Source organism: Streptococcus sanguinis (assembly GCF_050220005.1).
GTDB classification, from domain to species: Bacteria; Bacillota; Bacilli; order Lactobacillales; family Streptococcaceae; genus Streptococcus; species Streptococcus sanguinis_Z.
Map to the genome: position 1 here is coordinate 1,441,961 of NZ_CP071413.1, position 23,695 is coordinate 1,465,655.

The 23,695-nt window shown below is 40.8% G+C and carries 20 protein-coding genes; all 20 read right to left on the bottom strand.

Going from position 1 to position 23,695, the window contains the following annotated elements; all coding sequences use genetic code 11:
* Nucleotides 1-2: 2 nt before the first annotated feature.
* The 20 genes from addA to J1C86_RS07115 all read right to left on the bottom strand — a co-directional run bounded on the left by addA (nucleotide 3) and on the right by J1C86_RS07115 (nucleotide 23,691).
* Complete coding sequence (gene addA / locus J1C86_RS07020; RefSeq protein ID WP_125409183.1) at nucleotides 3-3,677, bottom strand: helicase-exonuclease AddAB subunit AddA; 3,675 nt, start codon at nucleotides 3,675-3,677, stop codon at nucleotides 3-5.
* The gene (gene rexB, locus J1C86_RS07025) at nucleotides 3,674-6,955 is read right to left on the bottom strand and encodes an ATP-dependent nuclease subunit B (RefSeq protein WP_125405025.1); all 3,282 of its coding nucleotides are present in this window, start codon (nucleotides 6,953-6,955) and stop codon (nucleotides 3,674-3,676) included. The genes addA and rexB overlap by 4 nt, the downstream gene beginning before the upstream one ends.
* A gap of 200 nt (nucleotides 6,956-7,155) precedes the next feature.
* The gene (locus J1C86_RS07030) at nucleotides 7,156-7,467 is read right to left on the bottom strand and encodes a hypothetical protein (protein WP_125405028.1); all 312 of its coding nucleotides are present in this window, start codon (nucleotides 7,465-7,467) and stop codon (nucleotides 7,156-7,158) included.
* Between the two features lie 46 nt (nucleotides 7,468-7,513).
* The gene (locus J1C86_RS07035) at nucleotides 7,514-8,359 is read right to left on the bottom strand and encodes a DUF4300 family protein (RefSeq protein ID WP_125405031.1); all 846 of its coding nucleotides are present in this window, start codon (nucleotides 8,357-8,359) and stop codon (nucleotides 7,514-7,516) included.
* Between the two features lie 34 nt (nucleotides 8,360-8,393).
* On the bottom strand, nucleotides 8,394-8,936 hold the full coding sequence (locus J1C86_RS07040) for a ClbS/DfsB family four-helix bundle protein (protein WP_125405033.1): 543 nt from the start codon (nucleotides 8,934-8,936) through the stop codon (nucleotides 8,394-8,396).
* Nucleotides 8,937-8,995: 59 nt separating this feature from the next.
* The gene (locus J1C86_RS07045; protein WP_004186394.1) at nucleotides 8,996-9,493 is read right to left on the bottom strand and encodes a hypothetical protein; all 498 of its coding nucleotides are present in this window, start codon (nucleotides 9,491-9,493) and stop codon (nucleotides 8,996-8,998) included.
* A 97-nt stretch (nucleotides 9,494-9,590) separates the two neighbouring features.
* On the bottom strand, nucleotides 9,591-11,336 hold the full coding sequence (locus J1C86_RS07050; RefSeq protein WP_185757510.1) for a glycoside hydrolase family 13 protein: 1,746 nt from the start codon (nucleotides 11,334-11,336) through the stop codon (nucleotides 9,591-9,593).
* 233 nt (nucleotides 11,337-11,569) lie between these two features.
* On the bottom strand, nucleotides 11,570-12,448 hold the full coding sequence (locus tag J1C86_RS07055) for an aminoglycoside phosphotransferase family protein (protein ID WP_125409178.1): 879 nt from the start codon (nucleotides 12,446-12,448) through the stop codon (nucleotides 11,570-11,572).
* Nucleotides 12,449-12,495: 47 nt separating this feature from the next.
* Nucleotides 12,496-14,142 carry a streptosactin export ABC transporter GggC gene (gene gggC / locus J1C86_RS07060; RefSeq protein WP_111675624.1) on the bottom strand — a complete coding sequence of 549 codons (1,647 nt, stop codon included), beginning with the start codon at nucleotides 14,140-14,142 and terminating at the stop codon, nucleotides 12,496-12,498.
* A 171-nt stretch (nucleotides 14,143-14,313) separates the two neighbouring features.
* Complete coding sequence (locus J1C86_RS07065; RefSeq protein ID WP_111675623.1) at nucleotides 14,314-14,895, bottom strand: ABC transporter permease; 582 nt, start codon at nucleotides 14,893-14,895, stop codon at nucleotides 14,314-14,316.
* Nucleotides 14,888-15,628 (bottom strand): ABC transporter permease, encoded by a 741-nt coding sequence (locus J1C86_RS07070; protein ID WP_427150787.1) that lies wholly within the window; start codon nucleotides 15,626-15,628, stop codon nucleotides 14,888-14,890. The genes J1C86_RS07065 and J1C86_RS07070 overlap by 8 nt, the downstream gene beginning before the upstream one ends.
* Nucleotides 15,618-16,517, bottom strand: a complete 900-nt coding sequence (locus J1C86_RS07075) for an ABC transporter ATP-binding protein (RefSeq protein WP_125409716.1) — start codon at nucleotides 16,515-16,517, stop codon at nucleotides 15,618-15,620. Before J1C86_RS07075 ends, J1C86_RS07070 begins: the two co-directional genes overlap by 11 nt.
* Before the next feature lie 386 nt (nucleotides 16,518-16,903).
* Nucleotides 16,904-17,686 (bottom strand): hypothetical protein, encoded by a 783-nt coding sequence (locus J1C86_RS07080; RefSeq protein ID WP_427150788.1) that lies wholly within the window; start codon nucleotides 17,684-17,686, stop codon nucleotides 16,904-16,906.
* Between the two features lie 356 nt (nucleotides 17,687-18,042).
* Nucleotides 18,043-18,984, bottom strand: coding sequence for a hypothetical protein (locus J1C86_RS07085; RefSeq protein ID WP_125409441.1), 942 nt, complete (start codon nucleotides 18,982-18,984; stop codon nucleotides 18,043-18,045).
* A 186-nt stretch (nucleotides 18,985-19,170) separates the two neighbouring features.
* Complete coding sequence (locus J1C86_RS07090; RefSeq protein WP_427150830.1) at nucleotides 19,171-20,511, bottom strand: recombinase family protein; 1,341 nt, start codon at nucleotides 20,509-20,511, stop codon at nucleotides 19,171-19,173.
* Nucleotides 20,423-21,646 carry a recombinase family protein gene (locus tag J1C86_RS07095; RefSeq protein WP_125409443.1) on the bottom strand — a complete coding sequence of 408 codons (1,224 nt, stop codon included), beginning with the start codon at nucleotides 21,644-21,646 and terminating at the stop codon, nucleotides 20,423-20,425. The genes J1C86_RS07090 and J1C86_RS07095 overlap by 89 nt, the downstream gene beginning before the upstream one ends.
* 142 nt (nucleotides 21,647-21,788) lie before the next feature.
* Nucleotides 21,789-22,739 carry a LysM peptidoglycan-binding domain-containing protein gene (locus J1C86_RS07100; protein ID WP_125409445.1) on the bottom strand — a complete coding sequence of 317 codons (951 nt, stop codon included), beginning with the start codon at nucleotides 22,737-22,739 and terminating at the stop codon, nucleotides 21,789-21,791.
* A gap of 1 nt (nucleotide 22,740) precedes the next feature.
* The gene (locus J1C86_RS07105) at nucleotides 22,741-23,142 is read right to left on the bottom strand and encodes a phage holin family protein (protein WP_125409447.1); all 402 of its coding nucleotides are present in this window, start codon (nucleotides 23,140-23,142) and stop codon (nucleotides 22,741-22,743) included.
* Complete coding sequence (locus tag J1C86_RS07110) at nucleotides 23,139-23,480, bottom strand: hypothetical protein (RefSeq protein WP_125409449.1); 342 nt, start codon at nucleotides 23,478-23,480, stop codon at nucleotides 23,139-23,141. Before J1C86_RS07110 ends, J1C86_RS07105 begins: the two co-directional genes overlap by 4 nt.
* Entirely contained in the window at nucleotides 23,455-23,691 is a 237-nt protein-coding gene (locus J1C86_RS07115) for a hypothetical protein (RefSeq protein ID WP_125409451.1), read from the bottom strand. The genes J1C86_RS07110 and J1C86_RS07115 overlap by 26 nt, the downstream gene beginning before the upstream one ends.
* Nucleotides 23,692-23,695 lie beyond the last annotated feature (4 nt).

The window sequence follows — 23,695 nt, forward strand, 5'->3', positions numbered from 1 at the left end:
AATCAGTCCACCTGAACCACCTGCAACTGCTCACCTCCCAGCAGAATCAAATATTTTTCAATCTGAGAAATGCCATAAGAACGACTGAGAGCTTGAGCATATAGGTCTAGCTGACTGTGGTAGCGAGCTATCAACTCAGATGCTTCCTTGTATTTATCCGTCTTGTAATCAAAGAGGATAATTCGGTCTTCAAAGAGCAAGTAACCATCCAGAATCCCCCGAAGGACAAATTCCTGACCACTAGCTTCATCTCTCTTGAGCATGGCAAATGGTGCCTCACGATTCAATTTATCCGAGTTAGTTAGCAAGATTTCACCAAGCTGACTCTCAAAGAAACCGGCAATCTTATTGAGGTCAATCTGTTTTTTCACAGACTCTTCTGCTTGAACTTGTCTTAAACTTAATTTTAAAACTGCCATGTCCGGCTTCTGATCTAAAGGAATCCGCTGCATAAGCTCATGGACGGCACTGCCGACTTGAGCCCCGGTCACTTTGGCTTTCTTGCCAAAATCAGGCAAGTCAAAGTTAGGCTGAGGCCGAAAAGCTGCTCGCTCATCCATGATATCCAGACCATCCATATCCATGATTGGCTCATAAAACTTCTTAATCTGGCTTGGAGTTCGCACACTTGGCAGCTCAATGGCAGAGCGATACTGGCTATTCAGTCGATCCACGCTTTCTAAAATATCCAGAGCCCGACGAATATCATCCGACTGACGATTATCTGCCAAATCATCCGCTGGAAAGAGCACAGACTCATTAATTCGCCCTATCTCTTCAGCAGTTAGCTCCTCATCAGTGACAAAACGGGTCTCGTAGGCAAGATTCTCATCAGAAAAAACAGCCTGAATGGCATAGAGCCAGTCTTGGAAATTGTTGAGCTGGCTGCGCAGACTGGCAGACAAACGCCCTTGTTGGCTCTTGCCCCACTGACGCTTCTCCAAGGCCTCTTGACTGCCCTTCCCGACCAGATAAAGCTTGGTTTCAGCCCGCGTCATGGCCACATAAAGCAAGCGCATTTGCTCAGACAGACTAGCCAACTGCAGCTCCGCTAGATTCTGCTGATAAGGCAGCGTATCTATGGAAATGCGCAGCTGATTTGGCGCATAGGGGTCTTCCACAGACACCGATACATCCGCCACATACTTGATGCCGACTCCCTTGGCTCGGCTAAGGATAATAGCAGAGCTGCTATCCTGACGGTTGAAGGCCTTGTCCATATTGAGCAGGAAGACATACTTAAACTCCAGTCCCTTACTCTTATGAATGGTCATGAGACGAACGGCGTCCTTGGGCGCCGCCACTGGCACACTGGCTAGATCATGCTGATTTTCCAAGATACGGTCAATCATCCCGATAAAGCGAGAGAGACCTTTAAAGCTAGACTTTTCATACTCATTGGCCCGCAAAGAGAGAGCATAGAGATTGGCCTGTCTCTGGGCACCATTGACTAGAGTCCCCACCATATCATAGTAGAAACGGTCCTGGTAAATCTTCCAAATCAAATCATACAGGGAGTGCGTCTTGGAATAAGTCCGCCAGCCTTGCAGGGTATCATGGAAATGCTGCAGCTTTTTCTGCAGTTCCTGGGTGACTAAAGCAGGGTGCAAACCTCTTCCTTCAAGGGCATTAACCAGCTTTTCATAAAGATTTTCCTGAGAATGCTCTTGACTGGCCTGCAGGGACAGCCGAGCCAGCTCGTCCTCGCCAAAGTCAAACATGGGAGACTTGAGAAGGGCGGTCAGGGCATAGTCATTCAGCGGATTATTGATGGTCCGCAGGGTATCTAGCATAACCAATACCTCTACTGACTGCAGATAGTTTGCGGCGCCATCATCTGGTACCAGCGGAATCTGGTGCTGCTCAAAGGTAGCTAAAATCAAATCATTGCGGGTTCTGGAAGCCGTCAGCAGCGTAATATCTTTAAAAGCCACTCCTTCTTCATTGTGCAGGCGGATGATTTCCTTGATGACTAGGTCCACTTCCCCAGCTGATACTGCCTGTGGCAAGCCTTCATCAGCCTCATCTTCCGGACTCTCCTTGGAGCCTTCATAGATTAAGAAGGAAGCGCGGTTAGCCGGATTAGGCTCACGTTTGGCTGGATTGCCAGCCACCAGATAATGGGTTTCATTGTAGTCAATTTCTCCCACCTCTTCATCCATCAGGCGTTTAAAAACATCATTGGTCGCTTCCAACACCTCAAGATGACTGCGGAAATTTTCCTTAAGGACGATTAGCTTGCCCTGACTGCTATCCTCTTGATAGGCTTTAAACTTATCACTGAAAATCTGCGGGTCAGCTTGACGGAAACGGTAAATAGACTGCTTGATATCCCCCACCATAAAGCGATTTTGCCCTCTTGACAGCAAGTCCAGCATGCGCTCCTGCGTGTGGTTGGTATCCTGATACTCATCTACCATGACCTCGTGGTAGCGTTCCTGATAAAAGCGACGCACCTCTGGGAATGTCTCTAAAATCTCAATAGCAAAATGGCTGATGTCACCAAATTCAAAGGCATTTTCTGCCTTCTTACGCTCCAAGTAAGCCTGTGCAAAGTCCGCCACAAAGTCCCGCAGAAGCTCAACCAGAGGCAGACACTCATCCTGATGCTGCTCAATAAAGTCCAGTTGATAAAGCTGCTGGTCAAAGCTTCGCAGTCGCTCAATCATAGGCTTCCTGGCCTCATTGTAGTCCTTGGCCATCTCTTTTTTGAGCTCGTCTGCATTCTTGCCAACCCGAGCTGTAAAGGCCTGGCCATTGGACAGTTGGGAAAGTGCCACAATCTGTTTGAGAACCTGATCTGTTTCTTCTATCGAGGACAGCTCATTCAAGCCTGATAAAAGGGTCAGAGCATTTTGGACATTTTCCTGATATTTAGCACCCGCAAATTCTCTTCCTTCATGCTCCAAATGGGCGGAAAAGAAGGCTTCCAGCTCCCAAAGGGCTGATTTGATTTGGTCAAATATCCTCTCTCTCTCTGCTGAAAAGTCACTGTGCTCATAACCACAGAGGAAGGTCTCCTCCAGCCAGCGCTGAGGACTGCTAGTTGACTGCAGAAAACTGTAAATCCGATAAACTTGCTCCCGGAAGCCTGATAAATCCTTGCGCTTACCAGTAAAGTTCTTTACCAAACGGCTAAACAAAGCCTGACGCTCGCTGTCATAGTAACGGTCAAACACTTGGCTGAAAACTTCATTTTGCAGAATCAGCTGCTCACTGGCAGACTGGAGAATCCGAAAATTTGGTGCTAACCCAAGCAGATAACCATAGCGACTCAGCACTTTCTGGGTAAAGGCGTCCATGGTACCGATGTCAGCATTGGGCAAGTCAGCTAATTGCTGGGCTAGATGTTGCTTGAGTTCAGGACTTTCAGCCTCTTTCAAGGCCTGACCCAGTTCCTTCTCCAGTCTCTCTTTGAGCTCTCCTGCCGCCTTGACAGTAAAGGTCGAGATAAAGAGCTGACTGACAGCAATACCTCTAAGAATTTGGTCTATAATCCGCTGGACCATGACAAAAGTCTTACCCGATCCGGCTGAAGCGGAGACCAGAATATTCTGGCCAGAGGAGTAGATGGCCTCAATCTGCTCTGCCGTCTTTTTCTGTGGCTTGTCCGAAGCAGCTTCTTGGGCTTGCTTAAGAGCAATCTCTTCTACAGTTAAAAAAGGAATTCTCTTCATTTTTCCATCTCCTCCCTCATCTTTTCTAGCCAGGCCTGGCGCAACTTCTCACCAGTCGGCCGCCTATCAAACTTGCTTGCATCCAGCTTTTCCAGCTGGCGTGCCTGTCCTAAGTGGAGATTGGCTTCAAAGCCAGTAATGGCCTTAAACTGCTCTACATAAGGTGCAATGCTTCGCCCATTCTCTGTATAAGGATTGACTGCAAAGTGGCCTGATAGAATGCCTTCTGCAGCTTTTTTGTAGAGATAAGCATTGTAGGTCAGGAGCAAGTCCAAGTCTACCTGACTCAGCAAGTTGGTCTTATTTTTTTCATAGAGCGGACCAAGCTCCTTGACAGCATCAGCCACAAAAAGTCCCTTGTACTGCAGTGGCTTCATAGACTGACTGACTGCATCCGCCAAGGTCTTGGTATCTTTAAGCGCCACAATCGGATCGGTCATCTGCAAATACATGGCGCCAAAAGTTCCCTTATCCTCTTTATAGTCTGCTAACTCCTCAATCGCTGCCAGATAGGTCGGCAGCTGAGAATTCAGTCCATTAAAGAACTTTTCAAAGCTGAACTTAATATCGCCAGACTTATAGTCCACCACTCCCAAACTCTCTGTCTTGGTCAGACGGTCAATCCGGTCCACCTTACCGCTCACGGTCACTGCTCTGCCATTTTCCAAGATCAGGAAAGGCTTAGAAGCAGTTCCAAAGCCAGTCTCCTCGCCAATGGTCTCAATCCCGCTTGGATGAGCCAGCACCCGGCCGGTCGCCCGAGCCGTATCTAGCAAGAGTTGGCGCGCAAAACGGGTCTGACCTGACTCACTGTAGATACTCTCAAACTCGGCCTCTCGACTGGTCTCTTCCATAGCCTGCGCTAAACGCCGGTCAAAATCAGCCGACGAATCATCCTGTAGGACCCTTTCAAAGATCCGGTGAAGGAAAATCCCGTGACTTCGAGCATCTGGATGAATGGTCCACTCTTCCTGCAGGCGCAGAACATACTTGAGAAAATAAGCATACTGATGCCGGAAATATTCGTTTAGAGCTGACGCTGAAAGTCGGAGGGGCTGATCTTTTGGATAAAGAGCTTGCAGAGTTTCAGGTTGCAAAGACTCCGTTTTCAGTTCCTTGCTGATTTGCGGAATGCTGATGCCTTCTGCTGCCAATTTCTTGCGGATAACCCGGACAGCTACCGCCCAAAAAGTCTGCTCCTCTGCTGTCCACTCTCGATCAATCTCCTCTTGATGGAGCTCGATGATTTGAGACAAGAGAGCACGGTAGCTGCCAATATCATCACTGGAAGCCTGAGGCTTTTTGACAATGATGGGCAAGGAAAGCGGAGCTGCAGTCAATTCCAGTAGATAGGTCGACATGCTGTCCTCTACTTCATTGACCAAGGCTGGTGCAGACAGGATCAGCTCTTTGGTAGCAGAATTCATCAGCGACAGGGCTGTATAGCGATTCTTCTTGAGATTTTCTGAGCTGGCAATCTGTAGTTCCGCCTGAGAATCCGTTGCGTCATTGAGCCGAGCCCGGTCTTCATCACTGAGCAAACTCTTGTTTTGCGCGATTTTCGGAAAACGCTCCTGTGTCAGTCCAATCGCATAGACATAAGGAGCTGCTAAAGGCTCTATCAGGTCATAAGACTGGACTTTGACCACATCTACAGTCGCCGGCACCGTCCGGTAGTTGGACAAAAGCATACCTGACAAGACCAAGGCCAGAAAATCATCCAGTTTGACCTTGCTATCTGCAAAGACCTGAGCAAACTGCTCTAGAACATGACTGAAAGCCTTCCAGACTTCCTCATGACGCTCCTGCTCCTGCTGACTTGCTCCCTGTAGCAGAGCTGTCAAATTATCAGACAAGCGGGCTGCTTGGACGAACTCTGTGAACTTAGCCAAGAGCCCTGATGCCGTCTGACTGCGGGATTTGAAAAAGTCTTGCAGTGGAGTCATAACCCGAAGACGAATATGATTGAGACGGTCTAGGTCAAATTTCCCTTGGCTATTGGCCGTGAAAGCCTTTGCTAGCTTGCCGGCTCCCTTGATGTCCGCAAAGCGCAGATATTGCTCAAAATGATCCAGCTCTTCCTGAGTCAAATCGCCATAAAGCCCCGTCTTTAAGAGATTGAGCAGGTCTTCCAGTTGGAAGTTATAGCGCTTGAGCCGCTCCAAGGACTCAACAAACTGAACCAGCGGATGCTGAGCCATCGACTCGCTCCGCCCCAGATAGTAGGGAATCTGATAGTGGTCAAAAATGGTCTTGAGCTGAAGCTGATAAGCTTCCACATCTCCCAAAAGCAGACGAATATCTTTATAGCGTACACCATCATGAACCCGCTGCCGTATGGACTTAGCCACATACTCCAGCTCTTCTTTCTGGTTCATAGTAGCCCAAATCTGAAGCTGTGACCGGTCTGTCTCACTAACTTCAACAGCTGGCTCTGAAAAGTCATAGCGACTCTCCAAGACCTTGGAAATTCGACCAAAGGCATCTTCTGCTTCCGCATGAGGGATATAGTCAGGCTTAACCTGATAGTCCTCGGCCAGCTTTCTCAAAAAATCCACGCTGGCCTGATAGAGATTGCCCTCACGAAAGGCTGCTCGATAGGCTTTTTGGCTGGCATAGGTCCCAATGACAATCTCCACACCTTTCCGATGCAGAAGACCGACTAAGTATTCCTCTTCGGCAGAAAAACGAGTAAAGCCATCAATGACCAGGGCCAAATTCTCCAACTCCTCATCCGTATCACCAGCCAGAATATGCTGGGCAAAAGCAGCAATCTGAGAAGACGAATCAAAATCGTCCTTATTCAGAGCAGCAGTCACCGCTGTAAAAATCTTGACCAGATCCTCCCGCTTCTCAGGCTCCTCGAGAAATTCCAGATCCGCAAAGGACATCTGGGCAGTCTGCAGTTCATGATAAAGATCCATCAATTGCTGGATAAACTGGGCATCCTTCTTAATCCGGCCATAGACCTTAAGCTCTCCATCATCCAGCTCTGTCAAGGTCCGATAAATCAGCATTCCCAGACCAATATCGTCCAAACTATGCCCTTGCCGAACATGATTGAGGACAAAATACCGAGCCATCTGGGCAAAGCGCGTCACCGTAATGGCAAAGGAAGCCTTGGTCTTCAGGCACTCCAAAACCGCTCGCTCCTTCTCAAAAGATAGCGAATTTGGCGCAATATAAAAGACTCGCTTACCAGCCGCCACCAAGCTCTCAGCCTCAGCCACTAAAACCTTGGTCAAAGAATGGCGAATATCTGTATAAAGTAATTTCATAGCCTGCCTTTTCCTCTAGAAAATATAGGAACATTATACCATTTTTGCCAATAATTCTCATGGAGAATAGTCCCAAAGCCCAATTAGAAGCCTGCATCCAAAGATAGCGTTAGTGAATAGCTTCGTCATTTCCATAAAAAACGAAAAAGCCACTGCTTCCAGTGACTTTCTAAGGCTCTCATTTTTTTCAAAGTAGGAGTTCATCTGATTTTATGCTTATTCATCTTTTCTTCAAAAATGCTTGTCATAATCACGCGCAATTCTTCTCTTTCCTTGTCCGGAAGTTCGCCTTGCCGCTTAGCGACAGCGTATAGCTGAGGATATTGCTTGGCAACTCGCTCAACCGTCTTGGTCGTCGCATGCCCTCTCACGAAGAAAGGAATCCTTTTAATCCATTCCTTGGGCACGAGTGCAAGAATCTTTTTGGCAGCTTCCTTATCAGAAATTTCTGCGGTGCTGAGCCCTTGATTGATCTGCTCTTGCTCTTTTTCAGTAAAATCATTTAATTCCATACGCTAAATCTCCCAGTTCTATTTTCTTAATACTAACTGAAGCACACTACTTACCCTCTACCCACTTATCATTGTCCATGATAAAGGGCTTGGCCAAACCTTCCCCTGTGTAGTTCTTATATTTGGTCTGCAAGTATTTGTAGACATCTTCCTTGGTCGCAAACTTGATAGCCTGGTAAGGCTCTTCAAAGGTCAGCTTTTCGATAAATAAGTAGCCATCTTTATCTGGAACCAAGACGCCGACATGCCCTACAAAGAGAGAATCACCATCAAGATTATCGTGGACAATGACTGAAAGCATTCGAGCCTTTTCATTAAACTTGAACTGTTTGAAGTATTCCTCCATCTTCTTAGCATGGACTTTGACATCTTGAGTCGCTTCAGTCTTAACTCTTGAAAACAGAATATTAAAATCTTCCTTATCTTTTGCATCAAAGAGCTTCCCCTTGTCAATCGAATCATTATCTATGAACAAGAGTTCGTCATCTTTTTCGATTTGAGGGATTTCGATGCTATTTTTCAGCAAAGTGTAAGTATTAATCCGACAATTTGTCCCGATAAAATCGCCCTTCTTGGCCTGCCACAAAGGATTGATTTTTTCTACATTATATTCGGTTTTGGTAAACTTAGTGAAATCGCCCCTTAATCCAGTAGAGCCAACAAGTCCATTGTAGTCATTGACTAGATTGACAAAGTTATCGACACTATCTTTATCCAAATGAGCTGATAACAAACTCTTGACTTCTTCGACACTCTTTTTACTGTTTAGATTTGAATAAGTCGATGTAGTTTGACTTATTTGATTATTTTTCTGCGAACTAGTACAGGCCGCCAACCCAAAAGCTAAAGCTAGGCATGCGCAGGACATGATTATTTTGCTGTATTTTTTCATATTTTATTCTTCTCCACTACTCGTATTCAATTAACTATTTTAATTTACAATTTTTCTGATGAGCCTTCAATTTTTTCATGGCCCAGTCATAATGGCTGGAGGTGGCACTTACAAAATAGGAACCTAGTACAGTCCCTCCGACCCATTTATATACGTCTTTTAAAAATAATTCTTCATTTGTAAATGTGTCGGCTAAGTCCAAAACATCTTGATGGGACTGACGAAAGATCTCAGTTGCCTCCTTTAGAGAAGTCTTTTGATGCTTCTTCCAAAATTCCAGATTCAACTCTCCATAAGTCTTCCAGTTATAGGGTGCAGGAAGAAAGGGCTGCTCTTGACCCTTTTGATTGGAATGCACCCAATTCAACAAGAGCTGATGCCATTCATAGAGGTGAATCAAAACATCTCTTACATTTTTATCTCGTCTCCAATGTGCCTCCTTCTTCTTTTCATCCCGAGAAAAATCAAAAGTCGTATTTAACTCTTGATCAGACATTTTGGAAATGAGAGTTTGTAACTTCTCAAAGTTTTCCTTAGCAGCTAGCATCAAATCTTCTTTAGTTTTCGGTCTAGGCATAAGATTGCACTCCTTTGCATCTTTCGGCTCTTGGAAATCATTTTGCAAATCATCAGCGTTTATAGTTTCTTCTCAATTTCTTTTGCTATTTTACTCTTTTTCAATTTCCTATGTCTAATGTATCTCCATAAAACAGCAGGATTCAAGCTGTATGACAATTGCAATAGATAGTAATTTATCCACTCTATAAGAGCAAACATCCAAATTGCAAAAGAGATGATAAACGTAGAAAACTCTCCGTGATTCAATAATATCACAAAAATTCCCGTTGCTAGTAAAATAAAATCCAATTTCTTCAATATCTTGTAAATTTGTCCTGTATACTTTTCAGCAAATCCTGGATTGGAAATCCTCTTGATTAAAATCCACCAAAAAACGGAAGCTTGTATCAAGATAAAAGTTAGGAGAAACAAGGAGAAAGAAATAGAAATGAAGTCTTTAGTAGCGAGAATCCACTTTTTAAGCAGGAAAAAATTCAGCCAAAATACTAAAACAGCGACCAACTCCCCACTAGCTAGATTAGTCAACTTTTTCTTCAGAAGTCCTTTTGATTTCATCTTACACCACCATGAAAAAATTCTACCACTTTAAAAAAGAAGGTTCAAAGAGCCTGTTTGTCCGAGTTCCTTTGTTTCTACTCCATTACTTTTTAGACTAATCACAATAAACTACAAATCCCTTTGGTAAGATGACAAGTTTCTCATCATCAGTTTGGCAACGACTCACTAAATCAGCTGAATCTCTGTCTAACAGATAATTCTCCTTGGACTGATTAAAAACGGCCCGGATTGTTTGATGATCATCTTCCCACTCTAAAGCCAGCACATCAGGAGCGATTTCTTCTAAGGTAAATTTCCCATGCTGAATAATGCCCACAACATCCTTGCGAAGCTGAATCAAGTTCTTCATAAAATTGAGCATGTCATTGTCATTGGAAACTCGGTCCCAAGGCATGACCCGTCTACAATCCGGATCCATACCTCCACCCAATTCTAGCTCGGTCCCATAATAGATGCAAGGCGTCCCCCTTTGTAAAAAGAGAAAGGCGAGTGCGGATTTGACAAGCTGGATATCACCTTTAGCAGTCGCTAGAATACGCTCCGTATCATGCGAATCCAAGAGATTGAACATGACCTCAGAAATCTGCTGCTTGTAGTACATGGACTGGCAATTAATCTCAGCTATGAATTGACTGGTCTTCTTGCTCCTGCTCAAAAAGTAGTCCTTGATACTATCGGATAGAGGATAGTTCATGACAGCGTGAAACTCATCTCCATTTAACCAAGGCTGAGAGGTATGCCAAACCTCTCCAAGAATATAAAGATCAGGTTTTTTGGCCAAAACGGCCTTGCGGAAATCTCGCCAAAATTGATGATCAACCTCATTGGCTACATCCAGTCGCCAAGCATCAATGTCAAAATGTTCAATCCAATAGGTCGCAACGCTTAAGAGATAGTCTTTCACCTCAGGATTTGCCGTATTTAACTTAGGCATATAGCTGGCAAAGGCAAAGGTATGATAAGGGAGTTCTTTGGGATTCATAAGCTTCTCATTCATCACCGGGAACTTTTGAATGTGGAACCAGTCTTTGTAAGCTGACTTTTCACCATGCTTGAGAACATCCTGCCATTGAGCGGATTGATCGCCCATATGATTGAAAACCGCGTCCAGCATGACCTTCATCCCACGCAGATGAGCTTGCTCCACAAGTTGACGGAAAGTCTCCTTGTCCCCAAAGTGTCGATCGATTTCAAAGTAATCTGTCGTATTGTACTTGTGATTACTTGGAGATTCAAAGATGGGACAGAGATAAAGCCCTGTAATCCCTAAGTCGTGCAAATAATCCAGATGGTCAATAATCCCTTGTAAATCCCCACCAAAGAAATCACTACTTTTAGGTGTGATTGACGAATCCCAATCTAGAGCTCCTTCTGGTGAAAGTTCAGCATTTCCATTGGCAAATCGTTCTGGGAAAATCTGATACCAGACCGTTTTTGAAACCCAGTCAGGAACCTGGCAGCCATCGATTTCGTGAATATAAGGGAGTTTAAAACCATTGCCCTCTAAAGCAAGGTTTTCTGGACTATTGTCAGCGAAACCTTTATCTCCATACAAGATGCTTTGACCTTCTTTATCCTTAAGCTCAAAAAGATACTGGAGCCTAGCAAAGCGCACAGAGACAGCCACTTGCCAATGATCAAATAAGGCATCAGAGGTCACTTTGACCATCTCTTTCACATCTTCATAAGAATCCTCAAGAAAAATAAAGGGATCGCCATAGTGCAAAACGATTTTCTCTACATCCTCTTTCTTAGTCCTAATTCTGATATGCACTTGACCTTCTTTATAAAGATAGGCATACTCCGACTCCGGTCTATGATAAATGGCTGTTAATTCCATACTTTTCATCTCCTAGATTTCTCTTTTTAAATTCATCGCAACTTTATGCAAACGATTCCATAGCTTAGCCCTAGTATACTATTTTAAAAAAATGATTGCAAGCTATTGTTCAAGTTGGGAAATAAAAGGTATAGTGGGCAATATTAAAAAGCCTTGAGGACAAGGCTTTTAGTAGTTTTCTATCTTGAGATTTTATTTACTTCTATTCTTTTTCCAAATTGATATTCCAACGCTTATTCAGTATTATTCTTGTTCATATACCAACTTGGGACTAATCGGTTCATATCATCATACCATTCTAAAATTTCCTTAGCTTGATTTTGCATTACTGATATTTCCTCTTCTCCATAAGGAACAGCCCATGGAAGAGCACCAACTAGATTACTTAGAATGTAAACGGCAAGAAGTTTCCAAAATAAATCTGGAACCTTGTCATCAAAATATCCATCTATCATACCTGATGCAAAAGAGGGAGATACTTGAGCTGACCACACGATACGATTGAACTCCTCCCAAGGATCTCCAAAGTCAAAACGATCAAAGTCAATCACATAAATCTCAAAATCTTCTCCAATCATGAAATTCCCAATATGATAATCTCCATGTTGGAAAACTTGGGGTCTGTTCTTTAGCAGTTCACGGTTTTCATTCAAAAAATCAATAAAGATTTGACCACTTTCATATTGGACGGGACATTCTTTGTATTTGGAGATTTTATCGTCAATTTTTCGATTAAAAAAGATTTCCCAGTCTTCACATACTTCTGTAGCAGGAATTGTATGAATCTTTCTAAGTATCCTTCCTGCTTCTATCCCGTAAGTGTATTGTTGTTTTTCTGAATAAGTTAAAATTGTATCTATTGCATCTCTTCCGTCTATCCACTCGTGTATAGAATGTACTTCGTCACCGCAGAATTCAAATTTAATCGGTTTACACATACGAACTCCAAGAGATGCAACTTTCTCCATCATATCAAATTCAATTTTCTTAGAATCTAACTTCTCTTTATCAGAAACACGCAATAAATATTTTTGCTGGTTCTGGTCTGTAACACAATATTTTTTATCATCTGACCAGCCTTTACTTATGGCTATCTTACTAATAAACTCCATCAATAACTCCTCGATTAACTTTACAAGATTACTATATAGTTCAAACTCTAATTCAAGAAAATCGCTTTATTTTTTAAGCTTTTAAAATTATTCAGTCGTTCATCAAGTTCTTCAACATAATCTTCGTTTGACATTTTTGTACTAATATTTTCAAATCTATCCAATTTTATCACCTTATCATAGCGCTTCAAGTCCTCTTCGCTATAGTGATGAATCACTTCTACGAGTGCTTGTGGGAGAGAGAAGAGAAGTTGATTGATTTTCTCTTGGTTTTTAAGATCCAGATTGGCCTTGACCTCATCAGCCAGGATAAATTGGCGATTGTGATAGAGAGCACGGGCAATTTCTAGCCGCTGCTTCTCACCGCCTGACAGAGTTTGATTGCTGGGTGTTTTGCCTTGGAGAGCTTTCAAACCGGTTTGCTGCAGAATCTCTTCCATCCTTCTGGAATCAAGTTCTTGTCCCAAAGCGATATTTTCTTCTAGTGTCAATCCATCAAAGATATGACTTGACTGGAGAATGTAGGCTCCTGCCTGATAGAGTTCATCCGAGTTTAGCTCTTGTCCATGGTAGCGAATTCGACCTTGACTAGGCATGATTTCACCATAGATGAGGTTCAGTAAGGTCGTTTTCCCAGACCCGCTTTCTCCGATAATGGCAATCTTTTCCCCTTCCTCAATAGTAAGGTCGCAAGGGGCTAGTATTTCTTGACCATCACGCTCTACGCCGACTTGCTCCAGCTGGATAGGAAAGACGGAACTTTCAAGAACAGAAGGCAGCGTCAACTCCTCTCCCAGCAATTTTTGATACTTATTACAGAGAGACTTGGCTGATTTTCTAGTATTGATAAAGTAAGATAGCTCCTGAAATTGGTAGCCGATATTATGCGATACTAAGTAAATCCCAACAAAGCTGGCTGCAGATAGGTAATTATAATAGGTCATGAAACCACCAATCACAATCGGCGCGACCGAGCAAAAGGCATCAATCCCATTGATAAAGAGACTGTTTAGCGTCCGTTGCTTTTCATAGGCGACTTCTTGCTCTAAAGCCTTGTGTAAATCTTTAGAAAACAGTTTGTAAAACAAGCTTTGTCCCCGATAATGCCGTATGGAACGAGCACCCGCAATCATATTGGTCACTTGAGAGACGTAGCCTTGGTTAGCTAGGGACTTCTGCTTAGTAATCGTATCCAAGTGTTTAGAGCCAATTCCACTACAAAGAACCGGTATCGAATAAAAAATGATAAAGAGCAAGCCTAGATAAAAATTTGTCCAGAGAGCATAGCAGATGGAGACGGTTGTAAATCCCAAAGAAGAAATGATAATGACAGTCGGCTCAATATAGTTATCTTCTAGCTGTTTCACATCATTTTCCAGATTGGACAAAACCTCTTCATCCGCTATCCGACGGCTATATAAGAAAGTCTGAAAGATAGCCTGCTTAATCCCCAACTTGAAGTCCGTCAGCACTCGTGCATAGTAATAGCGTTTCCCCGCCAAACCTAGCAAGAGAATCAAATTCCCCACAATCCCCCAAATCAAGACCTGCCACAGCAAATGCAACTGGTGATTGGTAAAACTAGAGACAATATACTGAATCAAAGCTGGTGTAATAACAGCCTCCAGCCAAGTAATCATAATTGCCACAAAATAGAAGAATAAATACTTTTTAGTTACATAAGATCTAAGCATAGCGTATAAACCTCCTGAAGTTATTTACCAACTTAGATGGTCGTTTTTTTCTCTAGACAGGGATAAAATAGGAGCTTGAATATTTGAATGAAAGCATTAAACGTAGGGCTGCTATTTTATAATCTTTCGAAAAAGACTTAAATAACTAGTTCTAAACATATCAATTTACTTTTATTTTTTATTCAAAAATATATCCAACACATCTGCATAGCTAACAAAGGGAGCAGGAAATACTAGTCCAGAATAAAATAACATTATGGTATTAAATAAATTCAATAGGACGGATACTCGTTTAAAGCGTTCTGTTAACTTAATTGCCATGGTATATAAGACAAAAAATACAGCATAATTAAGTATTGACATCAAAATCAAATCCACTAAATGTAATGAGGGCATAAAAAATTTTCCATTAAAAAACAGATGCGATAGAACGATTGAAATCAAAAAAATGAGTGTCGACCAAATAAAATAAGTTGTTGATCTAGCAATATAAATCATCATTGGTGTCCGTCTAGTTGTTTTGATATTTATATATTGATTAGTGCGAATTTCAAATTCCAACTCCTCATTAGCAATCAATATCACATTAGTTATAGAATAATAAATAAAAAAATAGAGTAGGTTTATCGGTTTATCACTATTGAAAATAATAATGATTCCTGTAATAAAAATCATCGAATAAATCACTTCGCAAATACTATCAAACGTGTATCGAACTCTATAATTAAAATATCTTCTTAATTCACTAAACATGGAAAAGACTCCCTCTTTTTTTAGCAATGTTCAATAAAGTGAAAAATAGGAAAGTTCCAGCTGACCAATATACTACACAATAAACTATAATAAAAAAGATACTCTGATAGGACGGAGAAATAATAAAATTTCTCAAGGCATAGTAAGGGAATAGCTTTCCTATAAAGCCAAATAAACCACCTAGCGGTGTTAGTATGCCAGTAAAATACAGCATGAAATAAGAAATTAACGATGTAATGCTAGAAGTACGATTAAAAATGAAGCAGAGGCTTGATAGGCAAAAGCCTAAACCATATATGCTAATAATAGTTAGCATACATGCAGCGAGACTCGCAACTAACTTTAAGATACTATCCGGAAAATCAATATCATTTAACGTGGATAAAATAATAAATATAGGTATGGCTTTAACTAGATCCACCAATATCTGAACAATAATTTTAAACATTAAAACATGAAAAACACTCTTACTACTCTGGATTACACTTATCAAAGTTCTGTCATAAAGGTCATCCTCAATAAAAAAAGTTGGATGCGTAATACTATGACTCGTAAAATACCAAGTAAATAACAAACATAACAATAAAAATTTACTTTGTGTATCTTTAAAGTATTGAAGATAAGCTGAAACCATTATCAAAATTCCAAAATTTGAAAAAAATAAATTAAATTTAAACTGCATCATCTCTTGCAGCTGCCTCTTTAACTCCCTTCTTATTTCTTTAATCATCATTGATAACCTCATACAATATTTCTTCGATGCTTTCCTCAACTTCTTCAAAAAATAAAATCTCAAAATTATTAAAGATATTATTTTTTAACTGACTATCTTTTACTTCAACAATCAACCTTCCGTTTTCTACTTGATAAGATAAATCAGGAAACAGCCTCTCAAAAGCATCTTTTTCAGAATCTGAAATACCAATTCTATATTTAATCCACCTAGTATTTTTCCCAAAGATTTCTGAAAAACTACCTTGCTGTATTATTTTCCCTCTACTCATGATACAAATTCTTGTTGATATTTCTTTTGCAAAATAGATATCATGAGTAGTCATGAGAACAATAGTTCCTTTTTCTTGGCTGAGAGTTAGTAATAATTTCGCAAACTGCTTTTTGGCAATGACATCCAGACCATTTGTTGGCTCATCTAAACACAATACTTTTGGCTTACAAAGTAAGGCAATGATCAAAGACAATTTTTGTCTCGTTCCTTGTGACAATTCGGACACCAATACATCAACATAGGGATGGAAAGCTAGTTTATTAAATAAATCCTCCAATTCATCCTTAACCTGACCACGCGAAATTTTATTCAAATGTAAAAAGTAATCAATATTTTGATTTGCCGTCAGATATTCATAGTAGCCTCTACCGCTTTCTAGTACGAGCTTAACATTGTTATGAATATCTTTCGAAGTATTCTTACTGCCAAAAACAAATACATCACCTGCATCTTGTAACATTAAGCCAGAGATAATTTTTATGAAAGTTGATTTACCCGCACCATTGGTGCCCACTATAGAAACAATCTCTCCTGAATGCGATCCAAAGCTAGGAATGTCCAATACAACTTTACCACGAAAATTTTTCTTTAGATTGCTTACAATAATTTCATTCATACTCGCATTAACCTATTTCGATTACTAATACTTACACTGCCAAAAATTTAAAAACAAGGATTTTTAAATTACTTTCACTAAAAGGTTTCTAGGCTTTTACAAGCAGTGATACCGCCTCAACATGATGCGTCTGCGGAACTCAAAAGGTTTGGGGAACCTTTTGAGGATTAGCTACGTTTCACTAACAAGCTTACACACTCGACATGTCTTGACTGTTATTTCCTATACTATGAAACGAAATAAAGACCGTCTGGATATTTGAATTAAACTATTAAACGTAACTTATCCTGTTATTTAGCATATCTTCCACATACCGAACAGCATTAAAAATCATAAACAATTCGTTCTTACAATACTTCAGAGTCGGTACCTAGCAGTATCTTCTTTTAAAATAGACGATAGTTACTCAGTTTGATAAAGGTTGGTAGCTTCTCAAATTTAATATTGTCTATGATCTTTAGCTTATTTTCCTCTATTTTAAATATGTAAAATGAATCCAAGTAAATTGTTACAAAATAGGTGTCAAATTTGTCCGTAACATAATTGCGATATTCAAATAAAGATTCAAAGTCATAATTCAAAGCTTGCATTATTTTTTCTAAAGCCTCAGATTTTGAGGGCACATCAATCTCATCAAACCAAAATTTTACTGGAAAGTACAGTAGTAGATTCTTTGAAGTTTTAAGATTATTTAAAACTTTTAAAATATCCGTCTCTATACATTGCTTTCTAACACCAGTATAATTGATTTCTAGCTGTAACAAATCAGATAAGTTCCTCGTTCGAAAAGCAACCTGAATTTGAGTTGCCTTAATCTCACCGTTTGGATTTTTACATTCCCCATGGGTAGTAATACCATTCCCGACATTGTTAATACTAGGAGAAAAAATATTGCTAGCTTGTAAACTCGTAGCAGCTAATAAAAGTTTAAAATCAAGTTCATAATTTTTGGCTATTGCATCACACTGACCATTGTTCTCATTTACAGGCTTATTATACTTTGATTTCCCTTTGCTTCTGAAGTAAGAAGAGTGATTCAGTAACTCTAGTAAATAGTTTTCATAGTTACAACTTGCTTCATTTTTTATGTACCCTTTAATAATTAAAGCTGGTCTTAATTGCTTAAAATTAAGTTTTGAGTCAATATTAGGATCTAGATTCTCGCTCATTTAAATAATCTCCTTAAATTGTGTGTTTAAAACTTGTATTTTTACTACTACATTCCATAACAATGTAGTAAATTATCATCATCTTCTACTCTTACAACTATCCCTAATTAAATATGGAGTTTTTCAAATAGGTCCAATTCCGTAGAACTTTGCTACAAACTCGTTTATTGGATTTGGTACATCAGCAATAAATCCATTTTCAAATAGTCATGCATGCCAATTTTTAAATGCTGGCAGATAACCTAACATATGACTATGTCATCAACTGGTTGCTCTCTAAGCATCTAACTGTTTCTTTCCACAATTATGAATACCATTTCTCTCAGTATTACTCGCCATACCACCGACTACCTCCTTCATATAGTACTCCGTAGGTAATTCAATGGGTTCTCATTACAATTTGAAACAGCTAGGTCCCAAGCATAGTCCAAATCTCCACCGCTTGAAATCACTGTATAGAAATTTTGAGCAAAGTCATATGCTACTGTTGAAGAAACTTCCCCTCTATGTAAGATATAGTGTTCTGAATTCAGTAAATATGAATCCGATACAAATTCTGAAGTTGAACAACAATTAAGAAATGAACAATGGAAACTATAGTTAGAAATAAAATTGCAAAATCTCATAAAAGTCATATTTGAATCTACAAAACTCAATAATACCTGCCCCCGTGAATTCTGACAGGTGTGACCTGCTAAGTGAATCATACTCAATGTTGGAAATCTATCCAAAATAGTTCTAAAAACATCAGTAGAACATCCATGGATAGGGACAACTATTACATTTGGATTATCTTTAAACAAATCACATATTTTTTCAATTTCGTCATTTGCCTTTATATCGTCTTCTTTTAGGTCTATCAAACTCATCGCAACAACTAATTGTTGACTAACATCAGGAAAACCATCCCAAAGAAGTTGTATTTTTTCGTTTTCCAAAACAAATCTCGAAACATTTATATAGGAATTCAAAATCTTTTTCCATTTTACTCTCGATCTGTACTTCTCATTGGATAAAAATTGAGTTGTATTTTGTTGAAGAGATAGCACAAAGCTTCTCATGGCTACATACTTTTCTGTACTAACTTTTTTACGTAAAGCTGAAATTCTTACTTCAATATTCTGCTCAATTAGCATATTATAATAGTTCAGTATTTCTTCATCGTTATAATTTTCATTTATGCTCTCTTTAAATTTTGGTTCTTGATTGATAAAGGGCTCAAAGAAATCAAAAATAGGTGTAATTACTTCTTCAAACTCAGAGCTTTTTAATCTCTGACGATAAGTCTCTTTTTCCATAATTATTAGTCCACCTCCAACCAGTTCTATGATTCTTCATTATCAAAATACGCTGTATCTTGACAATGAAGAATCTGGAATGTTTCTATCCATAATCACATCATACTCAAATCTAACTGTATTATATCACAAAAGCGCACCAAATAAACAAAAAGGCCATAGCAAGAACCTCTCCTTACTATGGCCTTAAAAACTTACTTCTGTTCCTTCTAAGAATTTAATGCTGATGCTGCCGTCTTCCCCGAGTGCTATTTTCTCTAACACCTGGCACATCCTTCGTCCATCAAATGCAGTATTGTCACTCTCAACTAGTTTCTTCAGTTGCTCCGAATGGTACTTCTCGAGCTTTTGATCCTCACTAAAGTTGGCCCATTTTTCTAAAAGCGGATCCTTGTTTTCCCTCAAAATTTCTAAGGCTCTGAGAAAAGCCTGCTGGAGAGTTTCTTCATCAATGTGGCGGTTAATGCAGCCCTGGATTCCTTTTATCTTATAGCGATTATTGCATTGCCAGACCGGCCGTTTTCCTCGACTGGTCGTCCAGTTCTTCCGTCCAAACTGCCCGCCACACTCTTTACAATAGACCTTACTGATAAAGGGATTCTGGGCACATTGAATGATGTAGTTTTTCACCCCGTATTGCTCTCGATACTGCTTTCTTCGCTCCATCTCTAGTTGTACCAACTCCCACTCCTTTGGGGCAATAATGGCTTCATGGTTCCCTTCAATATAATACTGATTTACCTGCCCTTTATTCGCACTGCGCTTCTTGGTTAGAAAATCAACCGTATAGGTTTTCTGGAGGAGCACATCACCTTTATACTTCTCATTTTGAAGCATCTTCTGGATGCTACTAGGGTACCAGTTGGGCTTGCCGGTCCAGCCAGGAACCCTTTCTTCTCTTAAGGTTTTCGCTATACTTTCCGGTGATTCCCCTTCTAAAAAGTCGTGGAAGATTCTTCTGACTATTTTGGCTTGCTGCGGGTTGATGACGAGGTTCCCATCCTCTCCCTTATCATACCCTACAAACTTTTTCGTATTCACCCTAACCTCCCCTCGCTCAAACTTCTTGCGGATCCCCCAGGTCGCATTTTCTGAAATGGATCGGGATTCATCTTGAGCGAGGGAGGACAGAATCGTCAAGAGCACCTCCCCCTTGGCATCAAGGCTGTCGATATTCTCTTTTTCAAAGGTGACCCCAATCCCCAGTTCCTTTAACTCCCTCACATACTTCAAGCAGTCGAGCGTGTTTCTGAAAAAGCGGCTAATGGACTTGACAATGATCCGATCGACCTTCCCTTGCCGGCAATCCGAAATCAGGCGATTAAACTCGGTACGTTTCTTAGTGTTGGTTCCTGAAATCCCCTCATCCGCATAGATGCCTACTAGCTCATACAAGGGATTCTGGTTAATGTATTCCCGATAATACCGAACTTGATTCTCATAACTTGATAGCTGTTCGTCTTGGTCGGTAGACACTCGACAATAAGCCGCCATTCTGATTTTCTGAACCTGCTTCTCTGTTTCCACGTGAATCGTTTTCGTTGCTGGAATAACAGTAATGTTTTTTGCCATTGATGATCTCCTCCTTTACAATGGTCGGTGTTGTCACATGCCATTCTTGAACCACACTATCAGGCACGCGCATGCCGATGCAGGCGACCTTCCCTTCTCGGATGTACTTACTACAGGCCCACACAACCTTTCCTTTGTAGTACTTCTGCCGTTTTAAAGTAGAGCCACAATGCTCGCATTTCAATAAGCCACTCAAAGGATATCGCCGATTGTAATCGATGCTTAGGTTTGCCTTTCTATTCTGTTTCAGACGCTTTTGAACGGCTTCCCAATCTTCTCTGGATACAATAGCTTCATGGTTATCTGTAATCAGGTACTGCTGCACCTGACCTTTGTTGAGCCGTTGCTTGGCCTTGATTTCCGCAAAATAGTATTTTTGTAGGATTGCATCTCCCTTATACTTTTCGTTTTTTAGAATATTGGTAATGGTGCTTGAATACCATCGCCCACCGTCTACTGTAGGAACTTCCTCTTCATTGAATAGCTTTGCGATAACATGAACTCCCATACCAGATAAATAAAGGTTATAAATCCGTTTGACGATTTTAGCTTCTTCAGGATTGATGATTAACTCGCCATTCTCATCCTTGTCATAGCCTAAGAAGCGCTTAGTGTTAATCACTAGCTCTCCTCGCTGGAACTTCTTCTGAAAAGCCCACCGTTGGTTCTCACTCATGTTGCGCAGTTCTTCTTCTGCATAGCTAGCCAGAACCGTAAGCATGACCTCTCCTTCGTTTGATAAGGTATGGAGATTTTGTTCTTCAAAGAAGATATCCACTTGAATAGTTTTCAGTTCCCGGCTTACTGCAAGTAATAACTCAGTGTTTCTGGCAAAGCGAGAAATGGACTTAGTATGAATGACATCAATCTTTCCCGCCCTACAATCTTCCAACATCTGCTGAAAGCCTGGACGCTTGGCCAGTTTTCCAGAAATCCCCTGATCATAATAAACTCCGACAAACTCGACATCTTTTTTATTTTTAAAAAAATGATTATAGTAGGCTTGCTGATTAGTGAGGGAATCCTGCTGTTTTTCTGTCATGGTTGAAACCCGCGCATAGGCACAAACTCTTATCTTTCCTGGCTTCATCCCATTCTCCTTTCTTCCTTACTATATATCACTCTAAAGGCTAAATTTATCAAGTATTCAGCCCACTCATTCAAGCATTTTTCTAGTTGAAATGCTGTCTATGTAAAAGGCCTGCATGGACAACCACACAGACCTTGATGGATTATTCAATTCGTAACACTTGACCGGGATAAATCAAATCCGGATTCTCAATTCCATTGATAGCCGCTAAGTACTGGTAGTTCGTGCCGTACATAGCTGCAATAGCGGAAAGCGTATCTCCGTTTTCAACGGTATAGGTGGTAGTACTGGATACTTGAGCACTTCCCGTAACCTGCAAAACTTGCCCCGGATAAATCAAGTCAGGATTGTCAATCCCATTGATTGCCGCTAATTCCTGATAACTTGTTCCATAAAGAGACGCAATAGCTGATAGGGTATCCCCCTCTTGAACCGTGTAAGTCCCAGTCGACACTGGGGCTGTTGCTTGTTGCGGAACTTCTGACCGAGGTTCTGGTACCTGTCCGGTATAAACAGAACGCAAATCCCTATACATATAGTTGGAATCCACTCGACCACTGATACCGCCAACAACTCCGTCACTGGTAAACTGCCAAATATCTGTTGTAACAGAACAAGCAGCTACCTGCCACTGAGCTACCCAATTCGTATAGCGGGATAAGTCGCCCATATTCTGGAACCAGTACAGGCTCGCATACACACCAGCCCAGTAACCAGCGGCTTCTACATTGTCACAAAACAGTTGACAAATAGCCGTAGAAGTCTCCCAAGAGACACCTCCATTGTTGGCTTTCCAGCCGTCCGCATCTTCCATATCAATGTAAAGAGGCATGCTGGGATGGAACTGTCCTGCAAAGTTCAAAAATGCATTGACCTCAGCTTGTGCTTCTCCCAAGTTTCGAGCATAACTGTAATGGTAAAAGCCATAAGGAATACCAACCCGTTCACATTCAGATGCGTTCCTCCGGGCTCGTAAATCTTCCGCAAAGCTACCCCAAGACGAACGGATAATGACAAAGTCAACATTGTTTTTCAACTGATCAAAATCAATAAAGCCATTGTGTTCACTGATATCTACTCCAAATAATGCCATCTTATTTTTCCTCCGATTTTAATTGTTTCAAAGTTTGTTTGAGTTTCTCTGGAACTGGCAGACCAATCCGTGCTGCATTTTCTATAATACTGAGCCCCTCGTTAGACAAGTAATAGAAAATAATAGCAGTTCGGACGATGCCGCCCTGTTTTAGAATATGGGTATCAATAATCTGCCCCATGGCCACTAACATCAAGATGATGACTTTTTTAAACAGTCCTCGAAAACCAACTGCACTGGAAAGTTTCTTCTCAACAATGGCTGCCATCAACCCACTAATATAATCAATAGATATGAAGACAATCAAGGCAAAAATAAAACCATCCCAATCACCAAAAACACTTCCTAAAAGTCCTCCTACTGTGGTAAACAAGACTTTATTCGCAAAAATTAACTGCTTCATGATGCATTTTCCTTTCTATGAGGTTCTCTCCAGTCTGGATTTCCTTTTTCATCAAATTGCATGATATAAAAGTTTTTATGAAATAATTCAGCCAGATTAATGGTAGAGACTGTCGCACCCCACTGAGTAAGAGTTCCTACTGTTTCGACTTCCATCAACTGACGTCGACCTTCTTTAATCACGGGACGCTTTTGTACTTCTCGGTACATATAAAAATCCTCCCCCTCACTCTTGCAGCGAATGAACTCACCATTCTCGCGCATATAAGTGAGTGCCGCCACCAAATCAAAAGGTTCTGTAATTCTACTTAGATCAGGTAGTAATTCCTTTTCTTCCATCTTTCTTTCCTCCATCTATTTTTAATGGTGTAGTTGCTTCTTTGAGATTAGCTTCCAATTCTTCTTTCTTCTGAAAGAGAACTTGGTAAACTTCCTCTTTCTGCGTCAATTGAATGGCTAAGAGGTTCTTTGATGTTACCTCATCAGCCAGCTTTCTGGTCAGCTCTTCAATAGTCAAACGAAGAGCCTGATTAATTTCTTCTGGGTTCATTTGT

Excerpts from the sequence above, each read along its gene's own strand:
- J1C86_RS07075 (WP_125409716.1), bottom strand. The coding sequence starts at position 16,517 with ATGAATGAAATTATTGTAAGCAATCTAAAGAAAAATTTTCGTGGTAAA.
- J1C86_RS07070 (WP_427150787.1), bottom strand. The coding sequence starts at position 15,628 with ATGATGATTAAAGAAATAAGAAGGGAGTTAAAGAGGCAGCTGCAAGAG.
- J1C86_RS07095 (WP_125409443.1), bottom strand. The coding sequence starts at position 21,646 with ATGAAGCCAGGAAAGATAAGAGTTTGTGCCTATGCGCGGGTTTCAACC.
- J1C86_RS07110 (WP_125409449.1), bottom strand. The coding sequence starts at position 23,480 with ATGGAAGAAAAGGAATTACTACCTGATCTAAGTAGAATTACAGAACCT.
- J1C86_RS07040 (WP_125405033.1), bottom strand. The coding sequence starts at position 8,936 with ATGCCTAGACCGAAAACTAAAGAAGATTTGATGCTAGCTGCTAAGGAA.
- J1C86_RS07050 (WP_185757510.1), bottom strand. The coding sequence starts at position 11,336 with ATGGAATTAACAGCCATTTATCATAGACCGGAGTCGGAGTATGCCTAT.
- J1C86_RS07085 (WP_125409441.1), bottom strand. The coding sequence starts at position 18,984 with ATGGAAAAAGAGACTTATCGTCAGAGATTAAAAAGCTCTGAGTTTGAA.
- J1C86_RS07100 (WP_125409445.1), bottom strand. The coding sequence starts at position 22,739 with ATGGCATTATTTGGAGTAGATATCAGTGAACACAATGGCTTTATTGAT.
- J1C86_RS07080 (WP_427150788.1), bottom strand. The coding sequence starts at position 17,686 with ATGAGCGAGAATCTAGATCCTAATATTGACTCAAAACTTAATTTTAAG.
- J1C86_RS07105 (WP_125409447.1), bottom strand. The coding sequence starts at position 23,142 with ATGAAGCAGTTAATTTTTGCGAATAAAGTCTTGTTTACCACAGTAGGA.
- J1C86_RS07115 (WP_125409451.1), bottom strand. The coding sequence starts at position 23,691 with ATGAACCCAGAAGAAATTAATCAGGCTCTTCGTTTGACTATTGAAGAG.
- addA (WP_125409183.1), bottom strand. The coding sequence starts at position 3,677 with ATGAAGAGAATTCCTTTTTTAACTGTAGAAGAGATTGCTCTTAAGCAA.
- J1C86_RS07055 (WP_125409178.1), bottom strand. The coding sequence starts at position 12,448 with ATGGAGTTTATTAGTAAGATAGCCATAAGTAAAGGCTGGTCAGATGAT.
- J1C86_RS07030 (WP_125405028.1), bottom strand. The coding sequence starts at position 7,467 with ATGGAATTAAATGATTTTACTGAAAAAGAGCAAGAGCAGATCAATCAA.
- J1C86_RS07035 (WP_125405031.1), bottom strand. The coding sequence starts at position 8,359 with ATGAAAAAATACAGCAAAATAATCATGTCCTGCGCATGCCTAGCTTTA.
- J1C86_RS07065 (WP_111675623.1), bottom strand. The coding sequence starts at position 14,895 with ATGTTTAGTGAATTAAGAAGATATTTTAATTATAGAGTTCGATACACG.
- gggC (WP_111675624.1), bottom strand. The coding sequence starts at position 14,142 with ATGCTTAGATCTTATGTAACTAAAAAGTATTTATTCTTCTATTTTGTG.
- J1C86_RS07045 (WP_004186394.1), bottom strand. The coding sequence starts at position 9,493 with ATGAAATCAAAAGGACTTCTGAAGAAAAAGTTGACTAATCTAGCTAGT.
- rexB (WP_125405025.1), bottom strand. The coding sequence starts at position 6,955 with ATGAAATTACTTTATACAGATATTCGCCATTCTTTGACCAAGGTTTTA.